The organism is Carnobacterium sp. ISL-102, assembly GCF_018612935.1.
Lineage (GTDB): Bacteria > Bacillota > Bacilli > Lactobacillales > Carnobacteriaceae > Carnobacterium_B > Carnobacterium_B alterfunditum.
The window spans coordinates 118,460-142,030 of the sequence record NZ_JAGGRF010000001.1; the positions used below are offsets into that span (position 1 = coordinate 118,460).

Annotated in this window: 18 protein-coding genes; all 18 read right to left on the minus strand. The window is 30.7% G+C overall.

Going from position 1 to position 23,571, the window contains the following annotated elements:
- Positions 1 to 135: 135 nt before the first annotated feature.
- Positions 136 to 858, minus strand: coding sequence for an IS21-like element helper ATPase IstB (gene istB / locus J7E16_RS00500; protein ID WP_214887435.1), 723 nt, complete (start codon positions 856 to 858; stop codon positions 136 to 138).
- Positions 851 to 2,365: an IS21 family transposase gene (gene istA, locus J7E16_RS00505; RefSeq protein ID WP_214887437.1), complete on the minus strand. Its 1,515-nt coding sequence runs from the start codon at positions 2,363 to 2,365 to the stop codon at positions 851 to 853. The genes istB and istA overlap by 8 nt, the downstream gene beginning before the upstream one ends.
- A 420-nt stretch (positions 2,366 to 2,785) precedes the next feature.
- Positions 2,786 to 3,769 (minus strand): dTDP-glucose 4,6-dehydratase, encoded by a 984-nt coding sequence (rfbB, locus tag J7E16_RS00510; RefSeq protein ID WP_214887439.1) that lies wholly within the window; start codon positions 3,767 to 3,769, stop codon positions 2,786 to 2,788.
- A gap of 68 nt (positions 3,770 to 3,837) precedes the next feature.
- Positions 3,838 to 5,004 carry a nucleotide sugar dehydrogenase gene (locus J7E16_RS00515; RefSeq protein WP_214887441.1) on the minus strand — a complete coding sequence of 389 codons (1,167 nt, stop codon included), beginning with the start codon at positions 5,002 to 5,004 and terminating at the stop codon, positions 3,838 to 3,840.
- Positions 5,005 to 5,261: 257 nt separating this feature from the next.
- Entirely contained in the window at positions 5,262 to 7,748 is a 2,487-nt protein-coding gene (locus tag J7E16_RS00520; protein ID WP_214887443.1) for a GW dipeptide domain-containing protein, read from the minus strand.
- Between the two features lie 83 nt (positions 7,749 to 7,831).
- On the minus strand, positions 7,832 to 8,674 hold the full coding sequence (gene rfbD / locus J7E16_RS00525; RefSeq protein WP_214887445.1) for a dTDP-4-dehydrorhamnose reductase: 843 nt from the start codon (positions 8,672 to 8,674) through the stop codon (positions 7,832 to 7,834).
- Positions 8,675 to 8,798: 124 nt separating this feature from the next.
- Positions 8,799 to 9,362: a dTDP-4-dehydrorhamnose 3,5-epimerase gene (rfbC, locus tag J7E16_RS00530; protein WP_214887446.1), complete on the minus strand. Its 564-nt coding sequence runs from the start codon at positions 9,360 to 9,362 to the stop codon at positions 8,799 to 8,801.
- A 13-nt stretch (positions 9,363 to 9,375) separates the two neighbouring features.
- A complete protein-coding gene (rfbA, locus tag J7E16_RS00535; protein ID WP_214887448.1) occupies positions 9,376 to 10,248 on the minus strand; it encodes a glucose-1-phosphate thymidylyltransferase RfbA in 873 nt (290 codons plus the stop codon).
- 44 nt (positions 10,249 to 10,292) lie between these two features.
- Entirely contained in the window at positions 10,293 to 11,717 is a 1,425-nt protein-coding gene (locus tag J7E16_RS00540; protein WP_214887449.1) for a lipopolysaccharide biosynthesis protein, read from the minus strand.
- A gap of 61 nt (positions 11,718 to 11,778) precedes the next feature.
- Positions 11,779 to 12,729, minus strand: a complete 951-nt coding sequence (locus J7E16_RS00545) for a glycosyltransferase (protein ID WP_214887451.1) — start codon at positions 12,727 to 12,729, stop codon at positions 11,779 to 11,781.
- 269 nt (positions 12,730 to 12,998) lie between these two features.
- Positions 12,999 to 15,221 carry a GW dipeptide domain-containing protein gene (locus tag J7E16_RS00550; RefSeq protein ID WP_214887454.1) on the minus strand — a complete coding sequence of 741 codons (2,223 nt, stop codon included), beginning with the start codon at positions 15,219 to 15,221 and terminating at the stop codon, positions 12,999 to 13,001.
- 173 nt (positions 15,222 to 15,394) lie between these two features.
- Complete coding sequence (locus J7E16_RS00555; protein ID WP_214887456.1) at positions 15,395 to 16,447, minus strand: hypothetical protein; 1,053 nt, start codon at positions 16,445 to 16,447, stop codon at positions 15,395 to 15,397.
- Positions 16,448 to 16,475: 28 nt separating this feature from the next.
- On the minus strand, positions 16,476 to 17,681 hold the full coding sequence (locus J7E16_RS00560) for an O-antigen ligase family protein (RefSeq protein ID WP_214887458.1): 1,206 nt from the start codon (positions 17,679 to 17,681) through the stop codon (positions 16,476 to 16,478).
- Between the two features lie 182 nt (positions 17,682 to 17,863).
- Positions 17,864 to 19,753, minus strand: coding sequence for an LTA synthase family protein (locus J7E16_RS00565; RefSeq protein WP_214887460.1), 1,890 nt, complete (start codon positions 19,751 to 19,753; stop codon positions 17,864 to 17,866).
- A gap of 72 nt (positions 19,754 to 19,825) precedes the next feature.
- A complete protein-coding gene (locus tag J7E16_RS00570; protein ID WP_214887462.1) occupies positions 19,826 to 20,947 on the minus strand; it encodes a glycosyltransferase in 1,122 nt (373 codons plus the stop codon).
- Positions 20,948 to 20,966: 19 nt separating this feature from the next.
- Complete coding sequence (locus J7E16_RS00575) at positions 20,967 to 21,842, minus strand: glycosyltransferase family 2 protein (protein ID WP_214887464.1); 876 nt, start codon at positions 21,840 to 21,842, stop codon at positions 20,967 to 20,969.
- Between the two features lie 107 nt (positions 21,843 to 21,949).
- Positions 21,950 to 22,702 carry a glycosyltransferase family 2 protein gene (locus J7E16_RS00580; protein ID WP_214887465.1) on the minus strand — a complete coding sequence of 251 codons (753 nt, stop codon included), beginning with the start codon at positions 22,700 to 22,702 and terminating at the stop codon, positions 21,950 to 21,952.
- Positions 22,703 to 22,721: 19 nt separating this feature from the next.
- Positions 22,722 to 23,501, minus strand: a complete 780-nt coding sequence (locus tag J7E16_RS00585; protein WP_214887467.1) for a glycosyltransferase — start codon at positions 23,499 to 23,501, stop codon at positions 22,722 to 22,724.
- Positions 23,502 to 23,571 lie beyond the last annotated feature (70 nt).

Below are 23,571 nucleotides of genomic sequence, written 5' to 3' on the forward strand. Positions count from 1 at the left end.
ATAACTTGTTTTTTTTATCCATTTTCTAAAGTTGCTTGAGCAGTCATGACTGTGATGAATAACCCATACTTGTTTTTGGCAAGCAGGAAATGTAAGAAACGGCAGTTAAAAATGTATGCCGACATTCTTTCTTTTTTACTTGCTATTTAATATGGATTGCTTGTATCTGTGGCTTTCACCATTAAAAATGAGTAAATGAGAATGATGAATTAACCGATCGACAACTGCTTCAGTTAGAATCTGATCGCCAAAAACGTGATTCCATTGCCCAAACTGAAGATTCGTGGTGATAATAATGCTTCTTGTTTCATAACACATTGAAATAACTTGAAAAAGTAATTCTCCACCTTGTTTATGCAAAGGGATATATCCCAATTCATCCAAAATGAGTAAATCTAGTTTACTGAGATGTTTCATTAATTTTCCTAAATTGCCATTATTATTTGCTTCTAAAAGTGCATTGACTAAAGAAGCTACCGTATAAAATTTCACTTTTTTTGCTTGTGTTCGGATAATTGTTAGCCCAATCAAAGTAGATAAGAAGGTTTTTCCTGTTCCAACACCTCCATAAAAGATTAAGTTCGTTTTATGTTCTAAGAAGTCTCCTTGAAGAAGAAAATCCTTCGTCATTCCAGATGGAAGCTGGATATCATTCCATATAAACGATTCTCCGTTCACCGTAGGTAAGGTAGATTGTTTTAATAATTGATTCAGTTTCTTTTCTTTCCGTTGAGTGACTTCTGCTTCAACTAACTTTAGGAGAAACTCTTGTTGTGACTGTGCCTCTACCTCCTGATAGTGCTGCGGAATCCAACTCAACTTCAATCGCTTCGCATAGTTTAGAATGTCATCATGCATGGTTCTCATCCTCCATCGGTTTAAAGAGTTTATCGTATTGACCAAGTCCTCTAGTTATAGTAGGCATGGACGGTGTGTGTTGAGGTAATTGGGCAATCACTCGAACGCCGCGCCCATTTACCAATTGATAAAAAATTTGTTTAATGGATTCTGCACTTGGATGACCATTTTCAGAAGCTTGCAGAAGAGCTTGACTGGCAATTTCCATATGATTATCCTTTAAAATAGTAGAAAGCAGTTGTAAGCTTTCTTTCTTTTCTTTCACCGTACATTGAGAAAAATAGGACTGCCACGCATCTGGGAGTTGATCATAAAAGCTTGTGTATTTAAGAGCCGTAGGCCGTTTTGAGACAAGTGAAAGATACGGTTGCCAATCCATCGATTTCTCTTTGTAACCATATAGCCGATTATGTTGAACAATTTCTTTATAGTCCAAGCTAAAAAGAGTCATGTGTTCGTAAGAAATTTTTAATAGAACTTTTTCAAGAGCGAATCGTGGTGAACTAGAGTATAGATTTGTATCAAAATGAACATAACCATATTTATCTGCTTTTACTTCTTCATAACGAACGCAGTCAAACTCTTTTTCTGGTAATAAGAGAAAGGCTTCTTTATCTGCCGAATACAATTCGGAAATGGGCATTTGTTTCTGATAATGGATCCGTTTCCGGTCATTTTCAGCTAATACCCAACAGTCTTGGTTCAAACTTCTTAAATCATGAGTATGCACTTCTGGAAGAAGAAAATTATTCCGTACATACTTTACCATAGCTTCGACGTGTCCTTTTTCGTTCCCTCTTGCAGGATTACAGAACTCTAGCTGAAATCCATAGTGCGCAGTGAAACGTTCGAATTCCTCCGTTAAATCTCGTTTACCATGAGGTCTAATTTTCTTTACAGCTGGCGAAAGGTTATCAAAGCGAATGGCTTTTGGTACACCACCCATATGGTGGAAAATACGCTTCATTCCTTCTAAAAAAGCTTCTTTATTCTGAGCTTCCAAAACCTGAAACCAAAAGGTGTTACTATAAGGAAAAGAAAGAACTAAATAGGAAAGAGTTGTGTAGGTATTTTTATAATAAAAAGGAGCTTCTCCAAAATCAATTTGTGCCATACCAGGTTTGGCAGTTAAAGGAATGGCAGAAGATTGTCCTGTATTCAGTAATTCTTTTTTCCTTTTAGATACATAATCACGAATGGTTCGATCTGATCCTGTAAACTCATATTGCTCCAGGAGGAGCTGGTGGATTCGTTTAGCTGTTCTGCGGTACTTTTTCTTCTTTTTGAAGTCTTCTATTAGCCATTTATCAATCACTGGCTTCACTGAATCCATTACTCGAGCTGTGCGGGTTTGTTTATGTGGTTTATATAGATTGAAATCTTCCATATCTGCATACTTTTTGATTGTTCTAGCGTCAATGCCCAACTTTCGTCCTACAATTGCGTAAGTTTCATCTTTTAGGTTTACTTGTTCTCTGATATAATTAATTTCGGTCACTGTTAACATCTCCTATAAGTACCTCCCGTTGATTAGTCTATCCAACTAAGATGGTACGGTATTTATGAGAATGTTGGCAAGTGGCCTCTTTTTTTTATCTCAAGAGACCTACATAAATTAACTGCCGAAACTTACAATACTATAAGGCCATAAACACCATACTTATTTGCTGCTTCAATCGGCTCAATTATTTTGTTGCTTCTGACTCCTTGGTCTCTACTACCCTTGTATCTACTTCAATTAATTCTTTTGTATTGTTGTTAATTTCACTCGATTTTATCCTAATTGATAACTATTTTATCGTAAAAAAACATCACAAAATTAACAATTTGTGATGTTTCACATGAATTAAGAGCTTCTCTCCATGTCAGGATTTCATAAAAAAAAAGATTTGTTTTGACTACAAACAAATCTTTTACTTTTATACTGTTAATTTAATCCAGCACGTTCTTTTAGTGGACGCCACCAGGATTCATTTTTTTGGTACCAGTCGATTGTTTCTAGGATTCCAGTATCAAACGTATATTTAGGTTTCCAACCTAACTCATTTTCTAGTTTAGTTGGATCGATAGCGTATCTTTTATCATGTCCTAAGCGGTCATCAACGTACGTAATCAATTCGTGAGATAAACCAAGTTTATTAACAATCAAATCAACGATTTCATTGTTGGTGCGCTCATTATGTCCACCAACGTTATATACTTCGCCTTTGCGTCCTTTGTGCAATACTAAATCGATAGCTTGACAATGATCTTGTACATGCAACCAGTCACGGATGTTTAATCCGTCTCCATAGATTGGAAGTTCTTTACTGTCCATGCCGTTTGTTATCATCAACGGAATCAATTTTTCTGGAAAATGATAAGGACCATAGTTGTTCGAACAACGCGTAATATTGACGTTCATGCCATAGGTTTCATAGTAGGCACGAACCAATAAATCCGCTCCAGTTTTACTAGCTGAGTAAGGGCTGTTAGGTGCTAAAGGTGTTTCTTCTGTGAAGTAACCTTCGGCTCCTAAAGAACCGTAAACTTCATCCGTTGAAACTTGTAGGTATTTTTCAATATTCATTTCTTTAGCCACATTCAATAAAGCTAATGTTCCTTGAATATTCGTTTCTACAAAAATTTCAGGGTTTAAAATACTACGGTCGACATGTGATTCAGCGGCAAAGTTCACAAAATGAGTAATTTCATGTTGTTTTACTAAATGTCGCACTAATTCTTTATTTGTAATATTTCCTTGGACAAAGAAATGGTTTGGGTTACTCATTACGTCATCTAAATTATGGATATTTCCAGCGTATGTTAATAAATCTAAGTTAATAATTTTATATTCCGGATAGTTTCCCAGCATATAATGAACAAAATTACTTCCGATAAAACCTGCTCCACCTGTTACTAAAATATTCATACTTCTTTTCCTCCTAAAATATACTGTATATAATAGTTCTAAAATTTTTATAGACATAAGTTTATTGGTTAATCTTTATTAAATAGATCTCTCGTATATACTTTGTCTTTAACATCGTGTAATTCTTTATCTAACCGATTTGATACGATGACGTCTGATATCTGCTTAAATTCTTCAACGTCTTGAATTACTTTTGAATTGTAAAATGTATTGTCTGTTAAGACAGGTTCGTACACAACGACCTCAATTCCTTTAGCTTTAATCCGCTTCATGATACCTTGTATTGAAGAAGCTCTGAAGTTATCTGAATCTTTCTTCATCGTCAAACGATAAATCCCTACTACTTTAGGGTGCATTTCAATTACTTGGTTTGCCACAAAATCTTTGCGTGTATGATTAGCCTCTACGATGGCTCCAATAATATTATTAGGCACTTCGTCATAGTTAGCTAACAATTGCTTTGTATCTTTAGGCAAGCAATATCCGCCGTAACCAAAAGAAGGGTTATTATAATGTGACCCAATTCTAGGATCTAGACTTACACCATCAATAATGGCTTTAGCATCCAATCCTCTTACTTCAGCATAAGTATCTAACTCATTAAAATAAGCTACACGCAAAGCTAAATACGTATTTGAAAATAATTTGACCGCTTCAGCTTCAGTAGAGTTCATAAAGAGAACCGCTATATCCTTTTTGATAGCACCTTCAACTAATAGTTCTGAAAAAACTTGTGCTTTTTCTGATTCTTCTCCAACAATAATTCGTGAAGGATACAGATTATCATATAATGCTTTACCTTCACGTAAAAATTCTGGAGCAAAAATAATATTTCCAGTTTTATATTTTTCTTTTATCTCTTTTGTATACCCCACTGGTACCGTTGATTTTATAATCATCGTCGCAGTTGGATTGTATTTCAAGACATCTTCGATAACACCTTCTACTGAGGATGTATCAAAATAGTTTTTCTTGTCGTCATAGTTTGTCGGGGTTGAAATAATGACAAAATCTGCTTGTTTATAAGCCGATGTTTTATCCATTGTAGCGGTTAAGTTTAATTCTTTTGAGGTTAAATATTCTTCAATTTCTTTATCAGCAATTGGAGATTTTTTTTGATTGATTAAACAAACTTTTTCTTCGACAATTTCTAGTGCTGTTACTTCGTTATGTTGAGCCAATAGAATTGCGTTAGACAACCCTACGTAACCTGTTCCTACGACCGTAATTTTCATGTTGATTGCTCCCTTATTAATAGTGATGTCTTTTCACGATGAAACGATTGTTAAACTAGCAAAAGTATTTTTTACTTTCAAACTAATTTAGTTCCTTATTATTATAACATAAATATTTATTTACGAGAGTTTGTAATTACAGTTGAATTACTTTAATCAACCTACTTTAAATGAAAGGTATTACGCTGTATAGAAAATAATGGAACATAAATCAGTTAGTCACTGATTTATGTTCCATTATTGTTTACTAGTCTATTTTATTTAAAATACGCAACAATCCCATTTGTTATTGCTTTCGATAATGTATTCTGGTAAGAATCAGTTTTTAGTTTTGCTAACTCTGTTGGTGAACTCATATATCCTAGTTCCAGTAAAACAGCTGGAATAGCCGTTTCACGTAATACAGAGAAAGTATTTCTTTTTACGCCTCGATTTATTGCTCTTGTGCTATAAATTAAAGAGCTTTGAACATTAGTTGCAAGTTTTGAACTTTCAAGAATACGTGTAGGATCATTATGAAATTGTTCATTCATTTTAGAAGGATAGTCAGAATCATATTGGTAATAATAGGTTTCAATACCAGTAACAGCAGTATTACCCGGCATTGCATTGTGATGGATACTAACGAAAATATCTGCACCTGAAACGTTTACCGCCATTGATCTTGCTAATAATCCCATAGTTTTGTCTGTCTCTCTTGACATCAAAACTGTGAAACCTAGAGCCTCTAAGTTTGTCTTAACTTTCTTCGTTACTTGTAAATTAAGATCTTTTTCATTTGTTCCATAGTAAGAAGCTCCGCTTTCTGTTCCGCCATGACCGGCATCAAGAAAGACAATTTTTTCAGTATTTAAACTTTTTTTGTTGATCCATCCAATTACTATTCCATTGTCAATTCTAGCAATTTCAGCAAAAACACCACTTTCAGTGATAGCTTCTTGAGTTACCTGTACATTTTGCCCATTATATAAATAATTTGTATACAAAGTTGATCCGTACATTCCTTTAGGTAATGTATAAATTCCATCATTATTAGTTTCAACTTTTGCTCTGTAGCTAGTTAATTTCTGACTGATTATTCTATCATGTATTTTCACGCTTGATTTTTTTATCCAGCCGATTATTCCACTGTCTTCTGTTCTAAGTAACTTAACAAAAGTTCCACTTTGTGTAGTGGCTTCTTCTCCGACACGAACGTCTTGATTATTGTACTTGTAACTCGTGTAAAGAACTGATCCGGCCATACCGTCTGGTTTAGTATAGATACCTTCATTATTCGTCAACACAGTTGCGTAGTAATCGACGCTCTTTTTAGTTAAGAATTCATCATATATTTTGACACTGATACCCGCTTTTTTTACCCAACCAATTGTTCCGTTGTCTTCTATTCTAACCAATTTAACAAAAGTTCCACTTTGCGTAGTAGCTTCTTCTCCGACTCGAACATCTTTATTATTATACTTATAGTTTGTGTAGAGAACGGCTCCTAACATACCGTTTGGTTTAGTATAGATACCTTCATTACTCGTCAGCACAGTTGCATAATAGTTAACATTTTTTTTAGTTGAAAATTCGTCAAATGTCTTGACACTGATACTTGATTTTTTTATCCAACCAATTGTTCCGTTGTCTTCTATTCTAACTAATTTAACAAAAGTTCCACTTTGCGTAGTAGCTTCTTCTCCGACTCGAACATCTTTATTATTATACTTATAGTTTGTGTAGAGAACGGCTCCAGCCATACCGTCTGGTTTAGTAAAGATACCCTCATTATTAGTCAACACAGTTGCATAGTAGTTAACATTTTTTTTAGTTAAAAATTCGTCAAATATTTTTATACTGATACCTGATTTTTTTATCCAACCGATTGTTCCATTATCTTCTATTCTAATCAATTTAACAAAAGTTCCACTTTGCGTAGTAGCTTCTTCCCCTACTTTAACCTCTTTATTATTGTACATATAACTTGTATAGAGAACGGCTCCTTCCATGCCGTTCGGTTTTGTATAAATACCCTCATTATTCGACAACACAGTCGCATAGTAATCAACACTCTTTTTAGTTAAAAATTCATCATATGTCTTTAAGAGAGTACTTCTGCTCATTTTAAATTCAACTAACTCTTCTGAAACTACTGCTGATTCTGTTGGTGCTGGCTCTGTTGGTGTTGGTTCTGTTGGTGCTGGCTCTGGATTAATAGTAACTACTGTATCTTGAGTAATATTTTCTAATTTTTCTGAATTCAAATTAATATTTATGATGTTTTCAATATTTGTCCTACTGTTTTGAACTTTAATTATCATTTCAGAATTTTGATTTAAATTAAAAAATCTTATTTGCTCTTTTTCAGATTCATCAATGATAGTTTCGTAATTTGATTCATATGTCTCAATAATTATATTATAATCCTTCTTTGATTCATCAAAATAAAGAAACAGTTCTCCATTAATAGTATGTACAGTTATGTTATTTAAAAAATCTAAATCTTCTTTTTCTGATATATCTTGATCACTTAGTTGTTGATTAAAGAGAAATTCTAAAGGTTCAGAAACTACTTCGTCTATACTACCAGTATCAAAATTTGTCTCAGTTGATTCGCTATTCTCGCCTGTAGTTTCTGTGGTAGTACTACTAGAAGTATTCTCTTGAGCTAAAGCTGCAACAGGCAAAAACACTGTAGAGAGCAACAAAAATACCGTTAACGATGTAAGAATTTTCCCTTTAATTTCCCAAAATAATTTCACTTTTTTATTTCCACCTTTTTTCTTATATTTTTAGTCTAATCTCTCTAAAATTTATTACTAAACCTAATATATCTAGATTAATTCTATTTATTTTCGATTAAAAGAAATTTTTCCAAAGCTTCTTGCCATGGTAATATTTCAAATCCAGTGGCTTTAGCTTTATCTAAATTCATAATTGAATGTTTTGGTCGATAAGCTTTTTGTGGATACTCACTTGAACTTACTGGTGTTAGTTCTACTTCTTTGTCTTTTAGTATTTCTTTAGCGAATTCATACCATGAACAGCTATTATCATTTGATAAATGATAAACACCATATTCACATTTGTTATCAACTAGATAAGCCATAAATTCAGCTAAAGTACGTGTCCAAGTGGGTCTTCCATATTGATCGCTTACAATAGTAAGCTTTTTATGCGTTTTAGCTAGTCCCAGCATTGTATAAACAAAATTCTTTCCATATTGACCAAAAACCCAAGAAGTTCGCACAATATAATAATTTGATACATTTTCTTGGATAAATAATTCTGCTGCTAATTTAGCTTTTCCATACTCATTTTTAGGATTAGTAGCATCTTTTTCACTGTATTCTTCTGTATTAGAACCGTCAAAAACATAATCAGTACTAACATAGACTAATGTTGCACCAACTTTTTCCGCTGCAACTGCAATATTTTCAGTTCCAGTAGTATTCACCAGATAATTTAATTTTTTGCCGTCATCCTCAGCTGCATCAACTGCTGTATAGGCAGCACAATGATAAATCACCTTTGGTTTTGAACTTTGTATGTAATTATCAACTGCTTTTTTATCAACAATATCTAATTCTTCTGATCCCAGGGAAATGTATTCAATGTGTCTTTCTTCCAACAACTTGCTTAATTCAGTTCCTAGTTGACCTTTTCCACCAGTAATCAATATTGACATACACCATTACCTCCTATATTTTTTATATCTCATAATAACATTTCTATATTTAAGAATAACTATCATATACTCAGTCTATTTTTAAAACTGAGTATATGAATCATAATTAATTTGTACCACTTTATTATTTATTCCATGTAAATGGATTATTAAATTCTGCTAAAGTAGGATGTTTTTCATCTTTATCTGACAGAATCATTTGCTTTAGAGGCATCGGCCATTCAATCCCGATATCTGGGTCATCAAACGCAATCCCTCCATCATTTTCCTTAGAGTAATATTCATCTACTTTATATTGAACATTGCAATTAGGCGTTAATGTACAAAAACCATGTGCAAAACCTTTTGGTACCAATAACTGGCGGTGGTTATATTCGCTCAATATATACCCTTCCCATTTTCCATATGTTGGCGAGCCGACACGCATATCAACTAAAACATCATAAATTACCCCTGTTACTGCCCTTACCATTTTAGTTTGAGCTTTAGGATCAGTTTGAAAATGCATACCACGCAAAACACCAGGTTCTACGGATAATGAATGATTATCTTGGATAAAATTAAAATCTAGACCTGCTGCTTCAAATTTTTCTTTCGTATAGTTTTCTGTAAAAAATCCTCGATGATCGCCAAACACATCTGTTTCTATAATTTTTACATCTTGTAATTTTGTATCTATCACTTTCATAAATAAACACTCCTTATATTTCTGAGTTTGCTAAACGTAACATGTATTGTCCATATTCATTTTTCTTTAAAGGTTGTGCTAAATCAATCAATTGTTCTCTAGTTATATAACCCATGCGGTAAGAAATTTCTTCTAAACATGCTACCTTCAAGTTTTGACGCTTTTCGATGGTTTCAATAAATGTTCCTGCTTCTAGCAATGATTCATGTGTTCCTGTATCTAGCCAAGCAAAACCACGACCCATCACCTCAACTTCTAATTCACCAGCTTCTAGATAAGCTTTATTGATATCAGTAATTTCTAATTCTCCACGTGGTGATGGTTTGATATTCTTAGCAATATCAACCACTTTATTATCATAGAAGTACAATCCTGTGACCGCATAATTACTTTTTGGTTCCAATGGCTTCTCTTCAATCGATACAGCATGCATTTCATTATCAAATTCGACAACTCCAAATCGTTCTGGATCATTGACATGATACCCAAATACTGTTGCACCAGATTTTTTTGCAACTGTTCGTTGAAGCATTTTTGATAATCCACCACCATAATAAATATTGTCTCCTAGAATTAAACAGACTGAGTCATCTCCAATAAATTCTTCTCCAATAATGAATGCTTGGGCTAGCCCATCAGGGCTTTCTTGTACTTTATACTCTAAATTTATTCCTAACTCATGTCCATCTCCGAATAATTGTTCAAAACGTGGAGTATCAGTGGGAGTTGAGATAATTAAAATGTCTTTAATACCTGCTAACATTAAAATTGACATCGGATAATAAATCATCGGTTTGTCATAAATAGGCATTAATTGCTTTGATACTGCCTTAGTCAATGGATACAAACGGGTTCCACTTCCTCCAGCTAAAATAATTCCTTTCATTACTAACACTCCTTAATTTTTTTTATAAAAGCTTTGACAGATTATTACTTTCCAACAATTGACTTAATGAGCGATTGCTGTTTTGTTACAAGAATACCAAATAAGAAAACTAGAACAAAACCAATACTCATGATTATTAAATTAAAAAAATGTGAAAATGCTAATTCGGGCAGTACAAGGAAAAATGCGACCTGTATAACTCCTAAAACTAAAGGTTTAATCAAAAGCTTAAACAACGGTATAAAATTAGAACCAAACATTCGATACATCAATAAGTAATTATTTATAAAGAAATTAATTGTAAAAGAAATTACTATCATTAAAGCAACATCTTCAATTTTCCCTAGAATAATACCTATTATTATCGCAGTAATATTTAATACTGTTGACAATATTCCAGAACGAAGCAATAAATCGGTTCTATTTCCAGATTGAAAAATAGCACCTGTACTACTTTGTAGCATCTGAATAAAAATTGAAATCGCTAAAATTTTAAAAGATAAAATACTTCCGTTCCATTGATTACCAAATAAAAACAAGATAATATCCTCAGCAGCAAAAAATAAAAATACTGATAGCGGTGCACCAATTGTTGCCAAAACAGAAGTAACTTTGAAATACACAGATTTTATTTTATCCAAATCTGTTTCATAATTTGACATAATCGGCTGAATCACTGGTGTAATAATGCTAGATAACACTTGGTTAGGGTAAAGAGATAATTGATATGATTTATTGTAGTATCCTAGGGCACTTGAACTAAAAAATTTCCCAATTAATATACTATCTAAATTACGAGAAAAATAATTTATAAAGTTGAATAAAAACTGGTTTTTTGAGAAGGAATAAATTTTTTTCAAAGGTTTTACACTTATCTTTAAATTAAACTTTAAATCTGTTTTTGATTTATAAAAAACGAATAGAAAAAGAGCCCTTGATATATTCCCAAAAATCAATGAATAATAACTTGCTCCTAAAAAAGCTAATCCGATTGATACAACAGCATTGGCGATATTCGATCCAATCAACGCTATATTTATTGTTTTAAAATCTTTTCTTTTTTGTATAGTAGCTTGTGGAACTAGATATAACGTATAAAAAATAACACAAAAACCTAATGCAATACTAATTGGTCGATAAACTTCATTATCGTAAAATAAACTGATTGGATACCCCATCAACATGAAGATTACACCAATGAAAACCGACATTGCAATAGTGAAAGAAAAAATTTGTTGAATCTCATCTTTTGACAATGATTTATGTTGAATTATAGCAGGGCCAATTCCAAAATCTGCTAACATTTGAAAAAAAATAAGAAATACATTTACTACTGCTACAATTCCAAATTCATCTGGGGTTAATATTCTCGAAAGAATAGAGTTTAAGAGTATTTGAATTAGCATGTTCGAATATTTACCCATTGCTGAATAAAATATTCCTGTCCGAAATTCCTTTTTTATATCCATTCTAATATAGTCACCTCAAGTATTCTTAACAGCAATCAATCCTAAATAGTTGAACTACCATTCATTTTAATATTACATCCAACCCTTTTAAGTCATACATATCAAGCTCATATACACTTTTATATTTTAAAATCTCATATAATTGATTTAAAGAATGAATCTCATGTTTATAAATAAAAATCAGTTTTTTGCGGTTAGATGTCAATAATGCATTTGTTGAAGAATCCTCTTTATGATAAATTTGAACTTCTGGATCATAAAGTAAGAATAGTTCTTCTTTTTTTGCTATAAAAAACATGATATCTTCTTCCATATACATAAAAGTTTTACTATAAAGTCCGTTATACTTTTTAACATAATTTGGCGAAAAAATATAGCAGCTCCCATGTAGTTTATAGCCTTCGATTCTTTTGCCGTAATCAAATTGTTCTCTTTGAGACATTCTTTTTTTCTCTCTAAATTTTTTGAAATACCTTTTCAAAATTTTTTTATAAATCAATTGCATCAATTGTTGTATATAAGTAACATTTAAAAAAAGGCTTACACGTCGTTTCTTTATTTGTTTTTTTATGTTTTCTTCGCTAAAATCCATACTTTTCAATTTATATGGATTTTGATGCTGTTGGTCTTTAAGAGAAATAATGTCCGGACCTAAAATATCAAAATTGGTTTCTGAATAAATATCATCTATTTTTGACAAAAAATCATTTTGTTCAATAATAGTATCGTTATTTATCATAATAATGCTTTGAGCACCTAATGTTTCTTTTGCAAATTGGTATCCTAAATTGTTTCCTTTTGCAAACCCTAAGTTTTCTTTTGACTCTAATACAAAAATATTTTTTCTAGACTCGAACTCTTTAGTCAAAATCTCAAAACTATTATTATTTGAACCATTTTCAATAATTACAATTGCATAGTCTTGATAGTCGACATTTTGCTGGATGGACTTCACACATTCAACTGTGTCATCTATTGTTAAATAATGCAAAATGACAAATGCATATTTCAAATTGATTACCTCGCTTCTATATCAGATCAATCTTTTTGTCGTTAGCTAATTTCTATTTATTGAATTATCTACTAACTATCAAAAAGCTTAATAATTCTGACTGCTCTTCATTCCAAAAAAATTTATCAATAAACCAATAATAGCATATTTTTTTGTTATAAGAAATACTATTTAAAAACTCTCACTGATTATATCATCTACATAAAAAAGATTGTATTCCATTAAATACAGAATACAATCTTTTTATACTTAACACAGCAACTTGTTATTTAATTTTTAGAAATATCAGCCTTTTTTATCCACCCTATTGTTCTTCTACTATTGATTTCAATCAGTTTAGCAAAGGTCCCATTTTGTGTGGTTGCTTCTTCTCCTATCTCTACTTCTTTACTATTGTATTTATAATTAGTATACAAAATTGATCCTTGCATGCCATTTGGTTTAGTGTAAATCCCTTGATTGTTTGGTGATACAGTTCCATCATATTTCACTTTTTTCTTAGTCAAAAAAGTGTCATAATGGTTGATTTTAATACTTGTTTTTTTTATCCAACCAATTGTTCCCCTATCTTCAACTCGGATCAATTTGATAAATGTACCACTTTTTGTGGTTGCTTCTTCTCCTACCTTTACTTCTTTATTATTGTATTTATAGCTAGTATATAAGATCGATCCTTGCATTCCTTTTGGTTTAGTATAAATCCCTTCATTTTTCGCTAAAACAGTTGCATCATAATTAACATTCTTTTTTGTGATAAATTCATCAGGGATAATAATATTAACTTTTTTTATCCAGCCTATCGTTCCTCTGTCTTCTAATCTAACTAACTTAACAAAAGTCCCACTCTGTGTTGTAGCTTCTTCAGTAACTAAGACTTCTCTATTATTATACTTATAACTTGTATATAGTAACGGATTTTTCATCCCATTTGGTTTAGTATAAATACCTTCATTATTAGGTAATACCATCGCAGTGTAATTCATTTTCTTTTTCGTTAAAAAACTATCGTAAACATCATAATCTGTTAATTGATACTGTTCTATATATTTGTTCAACTTATTTGCATATCCATATGGGTCTGTCGCATAAACTCCATCTAATGCAGCTGTTGCATCTTTATAAGAAGTTGTATTATTGACCCACGTACCTGAATATATTTTACTATTCCAAGTTGTTCCATATCTCATTTTTTTTCCATGATCTTCTAAAGCTTCAAAATATGAAGGATATTTCCGGAAATTAGCTAAGATACTCACATCTGCATCAAACTTTTCATCGTGTTCCCAAGTCCACATTTTTACATATTGACCATTATAACTTCCTTTAATCCCAGTAAGATTATGATTAGGAGGGTTTGATAACCCGCTACTGCCATAAGCACTTTCGTGGATAGCTTGAGCAATGATCACCGAAGCATATAAAGGCTCTTCTCCAGATATGTTAGCTATCTTTACTGCATAAGATGCAATATAATCAACAAATTCTTGTCTTTCAAATAGTGTTGTACTTTCTTTATATATTTTATTTTTTTCAGTAGCACTTAATCTACTTTCTACACCAATTTTAGAAATAGCTAGTTTTTGCCCAACATTAATAGAATTTATTTTATCTTTGGCTATATCATTCCATATAGCCAATTGAGCCAGCGAAACTCCAAATTCTTCAGCAATACTGTTTAAATTATCTGTAGCTATGATTGTATATATTCCATCAACCGCAATTCTTTTAACCGTTGGTGCAATTATCATTCTTTTAATAAAAGATTTTTGTATTTCTTTTTCAGGATCGACTGTTACTTCTACACCAGTTTCTTCATTATCTATAGATTCCTGATTTACTTTAGCATCAATTATTTCATCTGTACCTATAGGTTCCTTACTTGTTCCAGCATCTTCTATTTCACTGACTTCATCTGTTGTGTCCAAAATCTCTTCACTTACTCCAGTATCTGCTGAACTCTCTTTCGAAACATTTTTTAGTAACTCAATCTCGATATCTTCATCTAAATCATTTAACTCTCCTGTTTTTAAAGTAATAAACAAATTATATTCTACAAGTGTACTTTTATTCATTAAAGAAATATCAATAGTAGATTCTTTAGTGAAACTAGAAAAATAAATTTTATTCATCCCTTCATTATCATTTTCAATATTATGTTCACCTTTATATGTAATATTATTCAACTTATATGTATCTATTTCGTCATAAAAAGAAACAACTAAATCTTTTTCTTTTTTTTCTATATTAATCTGGTTTAAAAAAGTAATATCATCTTCTTCAGATATATTTTTTATATCTACTTTTCCCTCTAAGTTAATTTTATCTTCTGAAGAACCATCCAAGAGAACTGTTGTATCGTTTTTTGATTCAGTCTCACTTATATTATTTACTGCTTCCGCAACAACTATTGTGGGAAGTATTGTGCTTGCCACAATTGTACTGATGATTGAATAGGTTAAAATATTCAATCCTATTTTTGAAAAACGTTTCACTTTATTTTCCTCCTACTAACTATTATATATTTTTTAATAATTTTATTTAAAAGAATTATTTTATGTAATAACGATCATGTCAAAAATCCAATAAGTATATAATAAACAATTAACGCAGATATTATTGTGTTTAGATAATATCTGCATTAATTATTTTATCAAATGAAAATTTTTTATTTTTCTTCTTTAAAAATCGATTCAGGTACTTGAATTATTTTTACAGCACTATCAAATTTTTTCAAATATTCACGTTGAGTATTATACCAAAATTTTGTAGTTGTATTTTCTACAATCACAATAATAATTTCTGGCGCGTTTACCTTAGAGCTAATTTCAAGTAAATTTGAAGTTGTCATAATCTTTTGTGATTGTTCAGATAATTTATTAACCAACTCATTAGGTAGCGCTTGTTCAATAACCATTATTTTATCTTCACTTTTCGGATTAACAATATCATAGATGAACTTATCTTGACTTTCTCTTTCCATTATAAAGATATCTTTTTCATTAATATTGTAATTAAATGCATAATTGATTTTTTTGTTGAATACATGGTAAAGAATAGAAACTAGAACTCCTAAAATTAAACCAGCAAATAGAGAAACTACAAGTTGTACTACCAATAACAAAGGAGAAATCACGTTATTACTTTCTTCTATCAAAGTAACATCTGCTTGAGTTAAATCTTTTATTTCTGGACTGTTTAAAACAAATATTTTTTTATCACTTAAAAGTTCAACTTCGTTGTTCATTATCATATCAAAATAGTAATTAGCCACTTTCAAGTTTTCACTTTCAGTTCCAACTTTAAATTGAAATTTCATCGTTTCGTTGGATAAGTCTCTAACTATGCCTATCACACCTCTATCTTCAGCTGTAGGCACAAACTCTATTTCCTCTTGCTCAGTCAACAAATCAGTGATTTCTGCACCTGTTTCTTTTTCTACTATTTTTACTGCTTCATCGGAGAATAAAGCTTCTTCTAGTAATACATTATTGTTAAAGTGTGTATCATCATTTTTTTCAATGTAAATAACGAATTCTGCTATATTACTGATTTCTTCAGTTTGTGTATCTTCTGACGAAGAATCACTATTGTCTGTAATTAAATTTACTACTGTAAATAAAGCAAAAACAACTGCTCCTAAAATTGTGAAAAGTAAGATCCTTTTTTTATTTTCTAACAAAAATCGTTTAGATTCTTTAAAAAAGACTTGTGTTTGCATAATTTGGATTCCACCTACCTATTTATTATTATTTTTCTTTTAACAATATCATGTTCTTTTGTTTATTCTCTAAATCCAATATATTGTTGCGCCTAATTGATACTATATCTTTTGTAATAACTATGAATATAAAAACCAATGTAAACATAGTCCAGCTCACAGAAAGTTTAGTGAAAAAGAAAACTTCTATAAATGAGTGAATGAATACTGAAGAATATGCAATCAATATTGCAATAGACTTTTTAGACAGTTTAAGAATAATAGGATGGACAAACAAAAAGAAAGGGGACGCAATCAAAAAGATATAGATTGTTCCAAAAATAAATCCTAAATTTCTTAGTGAGCTAAAGAGAAAATTATGAGGATCGTTTCTCCAAACTATACCTACCCCTAAAGGATTTAATAACGTCTCATTAAAAGCTTCTTTCCATAATTCTTGTCTTGTTCCTACTGTACTTGCGCCTAATCCAGAACTGAGACCTTTAAGTAGTTCCCTTCCTGGAGAGGTTGCTAGCATGAAAAATGTTGCCACTACTATAAGAAAACCCAAACTTAATAAAAGATTCTTTTTATTAAAATTTTTATTAAACAATGCAATAACAAAAAACAAAAAGATTGCTATAACTAAGGACACAATGGCTCCTCTAGAAATAGTCACTATAATCGCTACTAAATCAATTAAAAAGAAAAACAACCAATGTTTTTGTTTAGAAATGAACTCATAAATCAAATCAAACGATATAAAGATTGAAATGAAATTTGATTTTCCGATTAATGTTCGTGCAAAGTCTTTTAGATCATAGAATCCTGTAGCACCAGATTGAAGGCCTACTGAAAAGTTAATAAATAATTGTAAAATTATTAATAACACAAAAATTCTAGATGCATAAATGTAAATATTTTCTTTTTCCTTAAAATAATAATATGCGATGAATAAGGAAATTATTCCATAGAAGAAAACCATTGCCCCAGGAATACCCGAAAATCCATAACTCGTCCAATTAACTGACATAAGCGAATATAAGAATATTGCCGTTAAGATTGCCATAAACGAAAGTAGTAAAGGTGGAATTTTATAAAATTTATTTTTATTCCATAAACTGATCACAACGCCTAATGCTATAAAAATTAACACGGGCTCAATAATATCAATTTTATAAATCAAAGGGCCAACTGATACTTCAGTTAGTACACCAACGCTCATTGCAACAAATATTATAATAATATTTATCACTAAAAAACCTCCTTTTAAAAATTTGACATCATATTATATAGAGTCTTTCTTTTAAATATGCCTTTCTCATTATATCAGAATACAAAGATAGATGTTTACATTTTTTCAATTTGATAAATGGTTAATTAAATTACGATTATTCTAATTCTACAAATTCATTATCATTTAGCAACTTTGACAATCTAAGGTTTATTCGTATAAAAGTCCATATCTTTCGCATAATCTCCACCATGAAAGATATCATAAATAATCAGATCATAGTCATTAAGTAGCTCTAGTGCTTCTTGATCTTTTATATCTTTACGATTATTTCCAAGATCTTGATAATTTGAATCTAAATAAAAGCCTTTTTCAAACGCAGGTAATTTTTCTGAAATTTTTTCAAGCAACGCATAATAGGGTGTTACTTTTCCATCAACTTTCTCTAATACTTTATTCATGAAAAACATTGGACTAATCGTTCCTAAGTCCTCATGCTCTGAAGAAAAATTACTATGAATGATAAGAGGTGTTTGATATTTTGCCACATCTTTATTTTGTTTGGTTACATCATAACTGTACGCTGCTGGCAGATGATCTCCCCAATAAACAGTGATGATTTTTTCATCTGATTTATTTACTTCTGAAACATAGCTTAAGAGAGCTTCGTCTGTATACTGTAGACTTGATACGTAATTCAACATATCCATCTGTGAAACTTTACCTTCCACCACAAATTTCTGTAAATTCCCAAAATACCCTACATGATAAGGTCCATGACCTTGCATTGTGACAAGATGGACAAAATCTTTTGTTTTCGTTTTGGTAATTTCTTGAAGGACTTGTTGATATGCAGACCAATCTGAAATATATAAACTACTTTCTAATTTGTCATCAAAATCCATATCTTCTTCAAATATCAAGTTATCGAATCCCATTTCATTATATACACCTGTTCTCCGATACATAGATGATTGAAAAGGATGAATAGCTGTTTTAGTGTACTCGTCGTTTGCCTCATTATTTAGATAGCTGATTACTGATGGAACTCGATTCATTGTTGAAGTCAGCTGTGTATAAGCACTTGAAATATTTGGCAATAAAGGTTCAAAAGATATTCCAGTTAATGCCTCAAATTCAGCATTAGCAGTTCCACCCCCAAAACCTTGTGCTAAACTTTGACCGCTCCAACTAACTTTTGAGACCTGTTTATGATTTACGATAGGGTCCGGAGTAACTGAAAGACCTTCAAATGAATTAGGATCAGAAAGACTTTCGTTCATAATATATACTAGATTTACATCATCTAATGATCCTTTACGCGTCGTATTTATTTCTTTCGCTTCATTTTTATATTTATTTGCTAATTCTTGCATTTTTTTTCTTGAATATTCAGGTGGCTCGTTTATTGCTTGCCCGCCTAAATTATATAAGAATCCTGCAACGACACCATTTTTTTCATAATTTTTCACTTGGTTAAATGATATCCATTGGACCTCCGCAAATTTCTCAAAACTTGTTTTTACTATATAATCAGTTTTATTAAATAAGATAAGTGGGATGAATAAAACTAAAGATACAATAAAGGAAATAACTCTTATATAACCTTTATTGATAATATTTGCTTTTTTTACATATGTTGATTTACTTAAGAAAAATAATGAAACTAGAAACGTTATAATGACGAATATAATCGATATTTGCACTATTCTTTCAACTGAAAAAAACAAGAAATTTATATCTTTTAACATAATCACATCTGATGGATAAATTGGCTCAGGTCGATAAAGCATTTTTTGATAATTACCAATACCAAATAAAATCATAAAAAATAAAAATACAAAAGAGCTCCTTATAGTATTTCCTAATAATAATATAAAAGGCCACTGGGCTATCCATAATACAAAAATATTCATAACTGTTAACGTTATATTTCCAAGAACAAAATCCATTAACAATGATATGCTTAAGTTAAACTGTAATAATTGTATGAATATAAAACTTATTGTCGCTACTAAAATGGTCAAAATTATACTCAATAATAATGTTATTGCTTTTTCTTTTTTTTTTTCCCTTAATCTACTTCTCCTCATCTACTTCTTGGCTCCTTTAAAATTAAACATTAAACATCTGTGAATAATTCTAATTTATCAATCACTATTAGGTTATCTTTCTTTTATAAAAGAGATAATTTGATTCATCGATTTCGACATATCACATACTTCAAAAGCATATGCTCTTATTTCTTGTATCACTTCTTCTTTTGTATCGTCTGTTAAGTATACTTTATGATGAAATTCTATAATTTTATTGAAATCAATGCTTGATGAATCACTTGAAAATTCATAATAATAAGGAAATGACGTATCAACTATATCAACTTTACTTCCTGATACAATAGGAATACCTTTCGCAAGATATTCTCGACTTTTTAAAGATGTAGAAAATTCGTTCTTCGTCTTATATCTTCCGAATGAGTCTAAAGCAATATCAGATTTCGAGTAAATACTTTCCAGTTTTCCACCACTTAAGAAACCTTCGAAATGGATATGATCATTCAATTGAAGATCATTTACCATCTTCTCATAGTTTTGTTTCTCTTTTCCTTCACCTACTAAATGGATGTTTATATTTTCAAGGCCATCATTTTTATAATATTGGGATAATCCTAAAATGACTCTTTCGTAGCCTTGCCAAGGCTCCATTGAGGCAACTGCACAAATTGTAATACCCTCTGTTTCAATGGGCTCACGAGGTTCAATTTCTTTCACACGAATTCCATTGGTAAACTGTAATGTCGGTATCTTAAAAATTTCATTTATATTATTTTGAACAGCAATACGATCTATTAAGCCCTGTAATTTTTTTCTATTATATTTATCTTTAATGTATCTTGGATAATCCTTTAGGTTAGCTTTAAGCTCATCATCATATGGATAAGTCGGAATTTCCATTATAATTTTAATTTTAGGATTGCTTTTTTTTATTTTACGTAATACTTTAAGCATAGGATAATTAAGCGCAGTAGGTCGACGTAAGTAGATAAAATCAACTTTCTCAAACTCTTCACTATACTTCCATGTAGGATCAGAATTACCATATGGCAATCTGCAAGTAATAGTATTATACAATTTATGCCACAAATCTTCTTTATTACTCTTCATTACTACAATTTCACAATTAACTCCAGCATCTTTTAATGTCTTTATTTGTGCTATCACTTTTTTATCGATACCATTTAAATTACCATAATCAATATCTCTATAGAAGATAAAAAATCCATTCATTTTATCACCTTTTCTATTTTTATCTATTTCTAAAATCTTTTATTTTGAAGATAACTCTGTTTTCAAAATAAGCAAGCTTAAAAAAATTACTTATTATTTTTTCTTGAAATTTTGTAATCTTATAATAATTTTTTATTAAATAGAATCGACTATCTAAATTCATTTTTTTCTGTTTAATTGCTTTCGGAAATGATTTAGAAATGCTTACAGAGTGCTCATGAATATATGTCTCATTTAATAATAACACAGTTTTTAAATGCTTTTTCCTGAATTTTAATGCAAGAGTTTCTTCCTCACCGTATAGAAAAATTCCATTATCATACATTCCATACTTCATCATATATTCAGCATTTACCATCAATAAAGATCCTGGAACAACATCGACTTCAACTTTTTTCTTGTTTTTAAATTGATTAAGATCATAATACTTCTTGCTAAAGAATTTTATATAAATCATACTTGCTGATAAAGTATAATCTAAAAGGTTTTGCACCTTCCACGCAATCAACGTTTGATTTTCTCCGTTGGGCTTCAAAGCTTTAGGAGCAACTATACATGTTTCTTTATCTTTATTAAGTTGTTCGGCCATTGCTTCAATATTTTTTTCTGTAAAATGAACATCTGGATTAGCAATAATAATATAGCTTGAATGGAACTCATTGTAAGCTTTCCTTATACCCAAGTTATTCCCATAACCATATCCTCCATTTTTATCTGAAAGAAGAACTGTTACTTTACCTGATTCTTTTTTCTTCAACTTCTCATAAGAATTATCTGTAGATAAATTATCTACAATTATAATGTGGTCTAAATTGGAGTAATCTTTTATTTCTTCTATAAGGCTGATTGTTTTATTTGCATCATTGTAATTTAGTATCACACAGCTAATATCCATTATAAATACCTCACTTTTAATATTATTCTATTATCACAAGCTAGTGTTATTTGTCTAAAAATATAACTGTGAAACACTCTTTAAAGTAAGTGCTCCACAGTTACATTTTATAACCTCTTTTTTATAGCATTAAATGTATAGAATGAAAAATAATAAAGAGCTTTAAAAAATGGAAGCTTTTCAATATTGTAGTATGTGTTCCAAGTTCGCTTTAAAGCTTCAATTTTGTTACTTGAAATTGATCCAGCAACTTTACGGTAAGAAGATAGAACTTCATCATAACCATAAGCGTAGTCAATTTTTTTTAGCAATTGTAGCCAAGTAGCCGTATCTTGCCCTTTACGCACCAAAGGCATATAAAAATCTCCAGTAAATTTCTTATCAATTACTACTGTTGAACAAGCAATCGCTGTGTTTTTAAGTAAAGATGAATAGTTTATCTTATTTGGAATGTGGATGTGATTATTTTGAGTAATTCCATCTTCTGCTAGTGTTTCATAAGCCGTATAAGTAAAACCGACCTTTTTGTCTTTCATAAATTTTATTTGTTGATTCAACTTATCTTTTTTCCACATATCATCACTATCAATAAAAGCAACAAATTGACCTTTAGCTGTTTCTAAGCCTTTATTTCTTGCTACAGCAGCTCCTGAATTTTCAGCTAACTTCACATATTTCACACGTTTGTCTTTTTTTTGTATACGAGAAATAATCTCTTTACTGCTATCTGTTGAACAATCATCTACTAAAATCAATTCTAAATTAGTATAAGTTTGGTTCAATACAGATGAGATTGTTTTTTCAATATATTTTTCTGAATTATACACTGGCGTGACAACAGATACTAAATTCTCAATCATTTTTTTCTCCTTAAACATATTATAAATTTTTAAATTCTTTAGCGCCGGTATTCATAATTTTTAATATTTCAAAGATAGTTTTTTCTGATCCATATTCTTTTCTCTTACGAATGGCCAATTGTAAGTTTAATAATAGATGCCATTTTGGTTCTAGCGCTTTAAACAAAGCCCCTTTATCCTTATAAAATTTTTCGTTGTATCCTTTGAACCAACTTGATTCATAGTTATAGACGTCTGCGATTACTGTTTCTTCAGCATATACCTTTAAACCTTTTTTTAAGCACGTCCATAGAAATAAAGTATCTTCTCCGGAGCTGAATTTTGCTCCTCCTCCAAATAAAAGCGAAAAGAAAACATTTTCTCTTATTATTGCATTTCTATAAAAGGAAAAAGTTACCGTTCCATATTTCAAACTATTAAAAAACCTTACTCTCCCAGGTTTTGAAACTCTTTCTACAGTCCGGTCAGGGTAATGCACCCGGACATTGAACACTATAAAATCTGCGTCCTTATATTTTTCATATGCTTTTTCAACAATTTCTTCATAGTTATCTACATAAACCATATCATCATCTGCCATTAAACAAATATCTCCTGTTGCTCTTAGCAAAGCGCTATTTCGACTTTTTCCTACGCCTCTTTCTGGATAAGAATACATTTCAACTCTTTGTTCATTTGAGTACCCAAATTCATCGGTTTGATTAATAATAGTAGCTTTTGTTTGTATATTCATTTTTTTTGCCAATGATAAATCAGTAATTTTTTGATTCATTGTTGATACTAAAACTTCAATATTCATAAATTAAACAGTCCCTCACTAATACTCTACGATTAGTTTACTCATCTAGTTACTAATCAATACAAACTTT

What these genes read in the sequence shown, in the direction of transcription:
- istB (WP_214887435.1), bottom strand. Translation starts at nt 858, where the DNA reads ATGCATGATGACATTCTAAACTATGCGAAGCGATTGAAGTTGAGTTGG.
- istA (WP_214887437.1), bottom strand. Translation starts at nt 2,365, where the DNA reads ATGTTAACAGTGACCGAAATTAATTATATCAGAGAACAAGTAAACCTA.
- rfbB (WP_214887439.1), bottom strand. Translation starts at nt 3,769, where the DNA reads ATGAATATTTTAGTAACAGGTGGAGCAGGTTTTATCGGAAGTAATTTT.
- J7E16_RS00515 (WP_214887441.1), bottom strand. Translation starts at nt 5,004, where the DNA reads ATGAAAATTACGGTCGTAGGAACAGGTTACGTAGGGTTGTCTAACGCA.
- rfbD (WP_214887445.1), bottom strand. Translation starts at nt 8,674, where the DNA reads ATGTCAATATTGATTACTGGTGGAAAAGGTCAACTAGGAACTGAATTA.
- rfbC (WP_214887446.1), bottom strand. Translation starts at nt 9,362, where the DNA reads ATGAAAGTGATAGATACAAAATTACAAGATGTAAAAATTATAGAAACA.
- rfbA (WP_214887448.1), bottom strand. Translation starts at nt 10,248, where the DNA reads ATGAAAGGAATTATTTTAGCTGGAGGAAGTGGAACCCGTTTGTATCCA.
- J7E16_RS00540 (WP_214887449.1), bottom strand. Translation starts at nt 11,717, where the DNA reads ATGGATATAAAAAAGGAATTTCGGACAGGAATATTTTATTCAGCAATG.
- J7E16_RS00555 (WP_214887456.1), bottom strand. Translation starts at nt 16,447, where the DNA reads ATGCAAACACAAGTCTTTTTTAAAGAATCTAAACGATTTTTGTTAGAA.
- J7E16_RS00565 (WP_214887460.1), bottom strand. Translation starts at nt 19,753, where the DNA reads ATGAGGAGAAGTAGATTAAGGGAAAAAAAAAAAGAAAAAGCAATAACA.
- J7E16_RS00570 (WP_214887462.1), bottom strand. Translation starts at nt 20,947, where the DNA reads ATGAATGGATTTTTTATCTTCTATAGAGATATTGATTATGGTAATTTA.
- J7E16_RS00575 (WP_214887464.1), bottom strand. Translation starts at nt 21,842, where the DNA reads ATGGATATTAGCTGTGTGATACTAAATTACAATGATGCAAATAAAACA.
- J7E16_RS00580 (WP_214887465.1), bottom strand. Translation starts at nt 22,702, where the DNA reads ATGATTGAGAATTTAGTATCTGTTGTCACGCCAGTGTATAATTCAGAA.
- J7E16_RS00585 (WP_214887467.1), bottom strand. Translation starts at nt 23,501, where the DNA reads ATGAATATTGAAGTTTTAGTATCAACAATGAATCAAAAAATTACTGAT.